9 protein-coding genes, 1 tRNA gene and 2 pseudogenes are annotated in these 8,986 nt (G+C 64.1%); 6 read left to right on the top strand and 6 right to left on the bottom strand.

The window, feature by feature from the left end; all coding sequences use genetic code 11:
* The 3 genes and pseudogenes from ACP7A5_RS17495 to ACP7A5_RS17485 form a co-directional block, all read left to right on the top strand.
* Window positions 1-119 (top strand): annotated as a pseudogene (locus ACP7A5_RS17495) (IS630 family transposase); the annotation flags it as partial.
* Window positions 120-328: 209 nt separating this feature from the next.
* Window positions 329-1,078, top strand: a complete 750-nt coding sequence (locus tag ACP7A5_RS17490) for a M48 family metallopeptidase (RefSeq protein WP_426043097.1) — start codon at window positions 329-331, stop codon at window positions 1,076-1,078.
* 48 nt (window positions 1,079-1,126) lie between these two features.
* Window positions 1,127-1,318 carry a hypothetical protein gene (locus ACP7A5_RS17485; protein WP_426043096.1) on the top strand — a complete coding sequence of 64 codons (192 nt, stop codon included), beginning with the start codon at window positions 1,127-1,129 and terminating at the stop codon, window positions 1,316-1,318.
* A gap of 204 nt (window positions 1,319-1,522) precedes the next feature.
* Here the strand turns inward: ACP7A5_RS17485 and ACP7A5_RS17480 are convergent, their stop codons facing one another.
* The 6 genes from ACP7A5_RS17480 to ACP7A5_RS17455 form a co-directional block, all read right to left on the bottom strand.
* Window positions 1,523-2,704 (bottom strand): glutathione-independent formaldehyde dehydrogenase, encoded by a 1,182-nt coding sequence (locus ACP7A5_RS17480; protein WP_426043095.1) that lies wholly within the window; start codon window positions 2,702-2,704, stop codon window positions 1,523-1,525.
* A 296-nt stretch (window positions 2,705-3,000) separates the two neighbouring features.
* A complete protein-coding gene (locus ACP7A5_RS17475; RefSeq protein WP_426043094.1) occupies window positions 3,001-3,612 on the bottom strand; it encodes a hypothetical protein in 612 nt (203 codons plus the stop codon).
* Window positions 3,613-4,455: 843 nt separating this feature from the next.
* Complete coding sequence (locus ACP7A5_RS17470) at window positions 4,456-4,653, bottom strand: helix-turn-helix domain-containing protein (protein WP_426043093.1); 198 nt, start codon at window positions 4,651-4,653, stop codon at window positions 4,456-4,458.
* A gap of 129 nt (window positions 4,654-4,782) precedes the next feature.
* Window positions 4,783-5,298, bottom strand: a complete 516-nt coding sequence (locus ACP7A5_RS17465; protein WP_426043092.1) for a hypothetical protein — start codon at window positions 5,296-5,298, stop codon at window positions 4,783-4,785.
* A gap of 179 nt (window positions 5,299-5,477) precedes the next feature.
* Window positions 5,478-6,680, bottom strand: coding sequence for a tyrosine-type recombinase/integrase (locus tag ACP7A5_RS17460; protein WP_426043091.1), 1,203 nt, complete (start codon window positions 6,678-6,680; stop codon window positions 5,478-5,480).
* A 182-nt stretch (window positions 6,681-6,862) separates the two neighbouring features.
* Window positions 6,863-6,954: transfer RNA gene (locus ACP7A5_RS17455), tRNA-Ser, on the bottom strand.
* 165 nt (window positions 6,955-7,119) lie between these two features.
* Between ACP7A5_RS17455 and ACP7A5_RS17450 the strand changes: the two genes are divergently transcribed.
* From ACP7A5_RS17450 to ACP7A5_RS17440, 3 genes and pseudogenes are all read left to right on the top strand, one after another.
* On the top strand, window positions 7,120-7,425 hold the full coding sequence (locus tag ACP7A5_RS17450) for an SCP2 sterol-binding domain-containing protein (protein WP_426043090.1): 306 nt from the start codon (window positions 7,120-7,122) through the stop codon (window positions 7,423-7,425).
* Between the two features lie 81 nt (window positions 7,426-7,506).
* Window positions 7,507-8,721 (top strand): acyl-CoA dehydrogenase family protein, encoded by a 1,215-nt coding sequence (locus ACP7A5_RS17445; RefSeq protein WP_426043089.1) that lies wholly within the window; start codon window positions 7,507-7,509, stop codon window positions 8,719-8,721.
* Window positions 8,722-8,783: 62 nt separating this feature from the next.
* A pseudogene (locus ACP7A5_RS17440) lies at window positions 8,784-8,986 on the top strand (penicillin-binding protein 2); the annotation flags it as partial.

Below are 8,986 nucleotides of genomic sequence, written 5' to 3'. Positions count from 1 at the left end.
TCAACCGCTTCGTCGTCGATCACAATCAGCAGCCCAAACCCTTCGTCTGGACCGCCGATCCAGACAAAATCATCGCCGCCGCTAACCGCGGGCACCAAGTGATGGAATCAATCCACTAGCTTCCGCGATGGCCTCGTCAGCACATTGCGCCAGCATCGGTTCTTCGCGCCGCCGCTGTTTTCTGCCTTGGCCCCATTCTTCTAAACGGCACCGGCAGTTCGCTGCCTGACAGCACCTGATGCGGGGGTGAAGCGGGAACCCTTGCCATCTTCGCTTGGTTTCATGTGCCGATCGTCGGTCTTGGTCCCGGCGAAGAGAGAAGATCCCCATGAAACGTACCGCCCCGTTCACTGCAGTCGGATTGAGCCTGACCCTTCTCTTCGGAGGGTGCGCCTACAACGATACGCTCGGCCGCAATCAGTTGATTCTCGCTGACTCGACCGGTCTCGAGCAGCAATCCGAAGCGGCGTGGCAGCAGCTGCTTCGGACCCAGAACCCCGCGCTGACAGGCACGTCGGTTGACCGTATCCGTAGGGTCGGGAACCGCTTGGTCGAGGCGGCGGGCCTGAGCAATCGCAGCCGGGACTACGCCGTTTTCAACAGCGAAAGCCCGAACGCCTTTGTACTGCCGTCGGGCAAGATCGGCGTGACGACAAGCCTGCTGGCCTTGGTACAGAATGACGATCAGCTGGCGACCGTGATCGGCCACGAGATGGGCCACGTCGTCGCCCGGCACCCGGCGGAACGGGCGTCCTCGACCGCCTTGACCAATCTGGGCCTGCAGGTAGCGCAAGGCGTGGCCGGACCGCGCGGGCAAACCGTGGGATCGTTCGGGGCCATCGCGGCCCAATATGGCCTGTTGCTGCCCTACTCTCGTCGCGCCGAGTTGGAAGCTGATCGGCTGGCTATCGACTATATGAACTCGGCCGAGTTCCGTCCGTCGCAGGCCGTGGCCCTGTGGCGTCTGATGAGCCAGCAGCGCCAGTCGGGTCAGCCGGAGTTCGCTTCCACCCACCCGTCGGACGCCACGCGAATCGCTGCGCTGGAGGCCTACATCCGCGAACGCGGATGGAGCTGAGCTGGACCTTCACCACACGCCTCTCCAACCCTCCGCTGAGAACTCGTGATGATGACCGACCCCGAACGCGTTGAGGCCCTGCTCGATATGGTCGACCCCGCCCGTGCGACGGCACCAAGCCGTGGGCCAGAGCTGGCGGTGTTGGGGCTGGCCGTCGCCAAGTCTAGGGGCGGCTACCAGCCCACGAACGCCGGCTGGGTGCTGATCGGCAATCGTGGCAGGGCGTTTCAGCCGAACTAGGTACGCGTGGCTTGCCTGCGCGAGCCGAAGCGACCGCCGAATAGCGAACGTCTTGGACGTCTCAAACGGGTGGTTTGCGGACGTCCGCAGCCGAACCCATCAAGTTTCGAAATGCGCCAGGCTCGGTCATACCTGCACCACTGCTGAACAAGGCCCGGCAGTTTGTTAATCCCTACAGTGCCGGCCTATTGTCGGCTGGTGACTTTACGGGCAGCTTCTCGAACTGACGCATCGTCCCTCGGACTGTCCGCCGTTGGGCTTTAGCACCACCTTGGTCCAGCCGTCGTCCCGGGCGTTAAAATGCTTGTAGGCGGCAGGAGCCTCTTCCAGCGGGATCTTGTGCGATATGATCTTTGACGGCGTTGCCTTGCCGGCATGGATCAGATTGGCCAGGCGGCGATTGTAGGCCTTTACATTGGCCTGGCCGGTGCCGATTTTCTGGCCCTTGAACCAGAACTGACCGAAGTCGAAGGCCATCTTTCCTTCCTTTGCCAAGTCATCTTTGGCTCCCGGATCCTCTGGGATAAAGACGCCGACCACGCCGATCCCCCCGGTGGCCTTAGTCGAGGCGACTAGACAGTTCATCGTATAGTTACTGCGTTCCTTGCCGTGGCGGTCGCAGCACTGATAGCCCACGCATTCGCAGCCCCGGTCCGTTCCCAGGCCTTCGGTAGCGTCCAGTATGGCGTCAACTGGATCTACGTCCTTCATGTTGATGGGAATGCCGCCCAGTTCCTTGACCAGCTTCAGACGATCCGGCTGGCTGTCGACCACAAAAACCTGGGACGCGCCCTTTATGATCGCAGAATGCAGAGCCATCAGGCCGACGGGACCAGCCCCATATATTGCGATCGTCTCGCCCGGCAGAAGCCCCGCCAGTTCGGTAGCATGCCAACCGGTCGGGAAGATGTCGGACAGCATGACATAGTCGTCCTCCTTCTCATCGGCGTCCTCGGGCAAAACCAAGCAGTTGTAGTCGGCATAAGGAATGCGAAGCATCTCGGCCTGTCCGCCTTGGAACGGCCCCATCCCAGCGAAGCCATAGGCCGCGCCGGCCACGCCAGGATTGCAGGTCAGGCAGAAGCCCGAGAGACCGCGCTCGCAGTTGGCGCAGAAGCCGCAGCCGACGTTAAACGGCATACATACGCGGTCGCCCTTCTTGACGCGGTCGACGGCGGCACCGACCTCGATCACCTCGCCCATATTCTCATGGCCGAATACTTTGCCCACCTCGAAATCGGTGCGGCCTTCGTACATGTGCAGATCCGAACCGCAGATGTTGGTCGAGGTCAGGCGGATGAGGACGTCGGTTTCTTTCTCGATTGCTGAGTCTGGTACATCCTCCACGCTGACGTCGCAGGGGCCGTTATAAACAACCGCTTTCATCGAGCTCTCCTTCGTCGTGTCCAACAATCGCGCTGGGGTGAAAAGCAGTTGGCAGCCCTCAATGTTCCACCATAAAATGGACGATCGCGATCATGGGCGTGATTGAGCAATCAGGTCGGGCGGAAACCTGTGCGGACTAAGGCTGGGCAGCGGACCCACTGGGCCTTCAAACAGACATGCGGGCTTTGTCAGCCCAAACTGATCGCCGACAGCGGGACCGCACCCTAAGAGCCACTCTAGGACTTAGGAACTCCGCGCTGCAAATGTCCGAAATGGGTCGGACCACGACATTGGCATCAGGCCCGATAGCGGACCTTAGCCGAGGGCGGGGTCTTCGTCGCGCGCCCGCGCGTATTGCTGCCGAAATGCATCCGCCGCGCTTCCGGCCCGATGTTCTGTGAGACGCCGCAACGCTTGCCGACGATGACGCCGCCGGGCTCCTGTCGGTCAATGCCCAGTCGCTCCCGGGCCGTGTCGGTTGCGCCCTTCAAAACGTAGTCCAGCACCTCCGCCAGATTGGCGTCATAGGACCGGCCGTCAATCTCGCCCCTGGCATAGTGGTGCAGGTTCCGACCGATGGGGCGCGAGAACCGGACACCGGCTTTCCATGCCGCTCCGCACGCCGTCATCCATCCGCGCTGGCGACGATTGAACCCGTCCGCCAGATTGGGAGGCAGGTGCAACAGGATATGGACGTGCGCGCCCTTGCCGGGCCCCGTTTCGCGTATCCAGACGTAGGCCACCTGACCACCGTGCAAGCGTATCCAGCCGCCCGCAAGTTTCAACCATCGGGCCGTCGCGGCAAGGTCATCCGAAACCCCGGCCGCCGCCCAATGGATCGTGAGAAATCGATTGAAGCCGAGGCCGATGGACCCGGCAAAGGTCGCCGCATCCAACACACGCGCCACCGCCGCCAGTGACAGGGCCGACGTTTGCCGGTCCCGCCGGTTTCGCGCACCGCCCCGGCCTGGAATCGGGATGAAGGCGGCGCGAGGCGTTGAGACCGGGGCAGGCGGGCGGTTCGCTTGGCTTTGGGGACCAGCCGCGCCCCGCCCGCTCCCGACAACGGCGCATGGGGTGCAACCTCTATAGAGAGAGGGCCCGGCTTCCGGGGCCAGGGCCGGTGCGGTGGATTCCGCCGCGTGTTTAACGCTCTGATTTCGTTTCGACCGCGCCACTGGCGGTGGTTTCCTCGCAAGTTTCATCGGCGGCCGTTCACGGAGGCTGGCGCGGCTTGGCGAAGACGTTTTCGGATGATCAGCCATGGAACGCGCGATGCGAAGCGGACGGCCTGGAAACACAAAGGCCCGGCGAGGGACACACCACCGCCGGGCCGATGCGCTGTAGAGCCGATCCGTGAGCGTCAGGCGGCTTCCGGGTATGCATGGACCGTGGACGGGGCCGATGCGTCACGGACGGCTCCCACGGCGCATCCACGACGGCTAGGCTCGACCCTGCCCGCCACCATTGCCACCGCTTCGCCGTGTGTCAGGGTTCGCCAGTCATCGGGAAGCCGGGAGACCTCCCGCGCCGTAATCCAACTGGAAACGCCTCCTGCCAAAGGCCGGACAGGCCAGAGCGCGCACTCCGTCGCAGGGCAGGCCGAGACCTGTTGCCGCCACGTTCCTGCGGACTGGTCGTCATAAAGACACTCCCGGCATTTGGCCGCGATGGCCTCCCCGCGTGTCAGGGGCGGGCTCGGCGGGCCCGCCGCACTGGCGCTCGCCAGCTTGAGTTTGAGGCGGGTCATGTCAGGCCGCCCGATCCATGGCCGCGCCGTCAATCAGCGCGTCGATACTGCGCAGCGTGACCAGCCGCCTTGAACCGATGGTGACGGTTTCCAGCAGGCCTTCGGCAATCAGGTCATAGGTTTTTGTGAGCCCGATGCCTAGGAGCGTGCGAGCTTGCTGGATGCTGACCAGCCGGGGTTGAAGATAGTCGGTAGCCATGGGTGTTCGCCTTTGTCTGACGCACCGGGCGAAGGTGCCGGGCGACGCACAAAGGGTGTTGGCGAACGGCCGTGGTCGTCGTCTCGAAACCGGTCAAAACCGTTTGAAACCGAGCCCTGTGAGTTTTGGTCAGGGGGCCGTGTTCCACCTCTGAATGGCTTCGAAAATCCGCTTGGCATCAGGCTTGGCAGTCGCATCGGGCAAGTCTTGACCGCTTTGCATTGCCCAGTCCTGCAGCGCTCTAACAACGTCAGCCACAGTCGCGGGTTTCCAGACATCCACGAAATGTCGACCTGCCATCGCGAGCGCCGCCGCTTCCCAGTCCCATGTCGGTGGCCGCCCGCCAAGGTTCCGTGTCTCAGTCGCTGGGGGCGTCGGAGACGAGTCAGCTTTTGTCCAAGCCACTTCGATATTGGTGGCGCAGAACCATTCTTCGCCGGGTCCGATTAGGAGGGCGGTTTCAGACGCGTTGTTTTGCCAATCGAAGTGGGCTGTTTCGAACGTCGGAACCTTTCCGGGGAAGCTGTAGCCGTTGCCAAATGTTGGAAGCGGCTTGCCGGAAACCCACTCTGTCACGCCCTTAGCGTTTGCCTCTGCTAAGTGCGTCCAGCGATCCGATGGGATCGTGCCGCTTTGTTCGGTCATGTAAATTGCTCTGACCCAAGCCCGCCATTTCCAATCGCCCCTAGCTTTCCATACGCCTTTACAGAGCCACGTGAGAGCTTGTCCCGGCGGATCGGGATGGCTGTGAAACGCCAAATCAGTGACAGCAGCTTCGAGGGGTTTCCAAGGCCCTGTGGTCTCCCAAAGAGGGTAGTCGTCAGTCACAGGCGGGCCTCAGTCCGTGCAAACCGCAGGATTTTGGTCCCGTTGCCGGGAGTGCAATAGGCCCCCCACGCATCCATGAGCCGCCGCCGTTTTTCGACCATGGACCCGCGCTGATAGGCGGCTTCAACCTCATTGGGATTGGTATGCGCCAGCGCCGCCTCTGCCACCTCGCGCGGGAAGGCCGTCTTTTCCGCGACCCAATCCCGGAAGCTGGACCGGAAGCCGTGGACCGTGAACGGTTCCTTGGCGCGGGTCAGAACCTTGCGCATGGTCATGTCCGACATGAGAGCACCGCCCGCGCCGGGAAAGACCAGATCGGTTCCCGCCAGCCGCACCGCCGCCGCGCTTTGCAGCACAGACAGGGCTTGCGGTGACAACGGCACGGTATGCTCGCGCCGGACTTTCATGCGCTCTGCCGGAACCGTCCAGAGGCCCACGTCCAGATCCATTTCAGACCACCGCGCACCGCGAACTTCGCCCGACCGAGCCGCCGTCAGGATGACCAACTCCAGCGCCAGCCGCCCCCACACTCCGCCGCTCGCGCGCAACTTTGTCAGATAGGCCGGGACGTTCGCATAGGGCATGGCGGCATGGTGGCCGCCCGCCGGTTGACGGGGGAGGCCCCGACCGGCTGCCAGAGACCGGGCCGGGGCTTCCGTCGCCCGCCAGCCCCGCGCGTGGGCATAGTCGAGGGTGGCGCATATCCGCTGGCGAACCCGCCGCCCGGTTTCCGGTCGGGCCGTCCACACCGGGGCAATGGCCGCAATGATGTCGCTCGCGGTTATGACGCCCGCCGCCTTGGCCCCCAAGGTCGGGAAGGCATAGTTTTCCAGCGTCGCCAGCCATTGCGCGCCGTGCTTGCCTTCGGCCCATTGGTGTTTGTTCGCGTCGTGCAGCGCCAGCGCGGCTTCGCGGAAGGTGACGCCCGCCGCCTTGGCCTCGCGCCGTTCCGCCACGATATCGCGGCCTTCCTCGCGGACAGCGCGTCGGGCCTCCGCCGCCTTGGCCCGGGCATTGGCCAGGGTGACCATACCCGCGCTGCCCAGCCCGATATCGCGCCGCTTGCCAGCGTGTTGCACGCGAAGGGTCCAGCTTGCGCCGCCGCGCCGGTCCACTTTCAGAAACAGTCCGTCGCCGTCCTGATAGGTGCCGGGCTTCGAAAGACTCGCCTTCACCTCGTTTGCGGTAAGCCTGCCCATGCCGCGTTCCCCCACGCCCGGGGGTCATTCCCCCACACGCGGGATTTCCCCCCACGAGTTCCCCCACATTTTAGAGCGGTTGGCGACGGTAGCAAGCGGTGATGTGCGAAGGTAGGCGAGCGTTCAAACCGCTTGGTGGCGGGCCCTGAGCGGGCTTTTGCGGTTGATGGCGAACGGAGGTCTGGCGGAGACGGAGGGATTCGAACCCTCGATACCCCTTACAGGGTATGACGATTTAGCAAACCGTTGCCTTCAGCCACTCGGCCACGTCTCCGGCAGGCAGGCTCGATAGCGGAGCCCGCGCCGGGGCGCAATCCGCCGTTTCGGAATGTTGTGATCCTGATCGTCCAGCCGGGGGCCGCAGTTTCCCCGACGTGATCTTGTGAGGCGGGCTATGGAGGGATAGGGCTTCGGCTCCACCTTCTCAGGGAGACCCTCCATGGCCGATCTGGCTCAAGTGACCGAACACATCCGCGGCGCCGTCGGCGACAACTCCGGTCTGGGCAAGACCGTGAAGATCGACCTGGGCGACGTGGGCAGGATCTTCATCGACGGCGCCTCGGTCCCGAACACCGTCACCAACGATGACAAGCCCGCCGACGCCACCGTCTCCATGACCTGGGACGACTTCATGGCCCTGTCGGACGGCAAGCTGGACCCGATGATGGCCTTCATGCAGGGCAAGCTGAAGATCGCCGGCGACATGATGATCGCCCAGAAGCTGGCCCCGCTGCTGAAGCGCTAGTGGTCGGCTAACAAAAGCTATACGCCGGAACGGCGCGGTCCTGCGGATCGCGCCGTTCGCATATCGGGAAGGACGACATCCATGGATTTCAAGCACTCGGACCGGGCCCTGCACTGGCAGGAGCGGGTCACGCGGTTCCTCGACGACAAGGTGGCGCCGCGCGCCACCGACTACTGGGCCGACATCCATCGCGACCACACGGTCCAGTCCCCGACCATGGAGGCCCTGAAGGCCGAGGCGCGTGAGGCGGGCCTGTGGAACATGTTCCTCCCCGGCGATCACGGTGCGGGCCTGACCAACCTGGAATATGCCCCCCTGGCCGAGGCCATGGGCCGCGCGGGCCTGTGGACGCCCGAGGTGTTCAACTGCAACGCCCCGGACACCGGCAATATGGAGGTGCTCCATATGTACGGGAACGCGGCCCAGCAGGATCGCTGGCTGAAGCCCCTTATGGCCGGCGAGATCCGCTCCGCCTTCTTGATGACCGAGCCGGCCGTGGCCTCCTCGGACGCGACCAACATCCAGACCTCGATCGTCCGCGACGGCGATGAGTATGTGATCAACGGCCGCAAATGGTGGTCGACCAACATGGGTCACCCGAACGTCGCCATCTCCATCGTGATGGGCAAGACCGACACGGGCGCCGCGACCCACCAGCAGCAGTCCCAGATTCTGGTGCCGACCAATACCCCCGGCTTCCGCATCGAGCGGATGCTGACCGTGTTCGGCTATGACGAGCGCCCCATCGGCCATGCCGAGGTCGTGCTCGACAACGTCCGGGTGCCGGTCGAAAACCTGATCGCCGGCGAGGGCAGGGGCTTCGAGATCGCCCAGGGCCGTCTCGGGCCGGGCCGTATCCACCACTGCATGCGTGTGATCGGGGCGGCTGAGAAGGCGCTGGAGCTGATGTGCGAGCGGCTGCTGAACCGCACCGCCTTTAAAAAGCAGCTGGCCGAGCATTCGGTGTGGGAACAGCGCGTCGGCGAGGCGCGCACCAATATCGAGATGTGCCGCCTGATGGTGCTGAAGGCCGCCTGGATGATGGACAACGGCGGAGCCAAGAACGCCAAGTCCGAGATCGCCCAGATCAAGGTCGCGGCGCCCAAGATGGCGCTGCAGATCATCGACGACGCCATCCAGGCGTTCGGCGGCGCCGGCGTCTCGGGCGATACGCCCCTGGCCGAGATGTACGCCGGCGTGCGCACCCTGCGCCTCGCGGACGGCCCGGACGAGGTGCACAACCGCACCATCGCCCGCATCGAATACTCGAAGCACGGCGGGCGGCCGGTCCACTAGGAATATCCCTCCGCTTCCGCGCCTTGCGGAGGCGGAGGAAAGCGCGGCAGGGAAGGGGTCCGATGAGTGGCGAACCTTCGATCTTCTTTGCCGATGTGAACGAGCGTCAGGGTTCGTTCCTGCGCCGCACGTTCGTGGTCGGCGGACTGACGGCGCTGGGCGTTACGGCCTTGACCGTCCGACTGGCCCAGCTTCAGGTCGTGCAGGCGCAGGAGTATTCGACCCTCGCCAGCCAGAACCAGTTCAACTTCCGTCTGGTGCCGCC

The sequence above is a fragment of the Brevundimonas sp. TWP2-3-4b1 genome, from assembly GCF_049897665.1.
In the GTDB taxonomy this organism is placed as follows: domain Bacteria; phylum Pseudomonadota; class Alphaproteobacteria; order Caulobacterales; family Caulobacteraceae; genus Brevundimonas; species Brevundimonas subvibrioides_B.
Note: the sequence above shows the minus strand (reverse complement) of the source record. Positions and strands in the feature narration are given on the sequence as shown.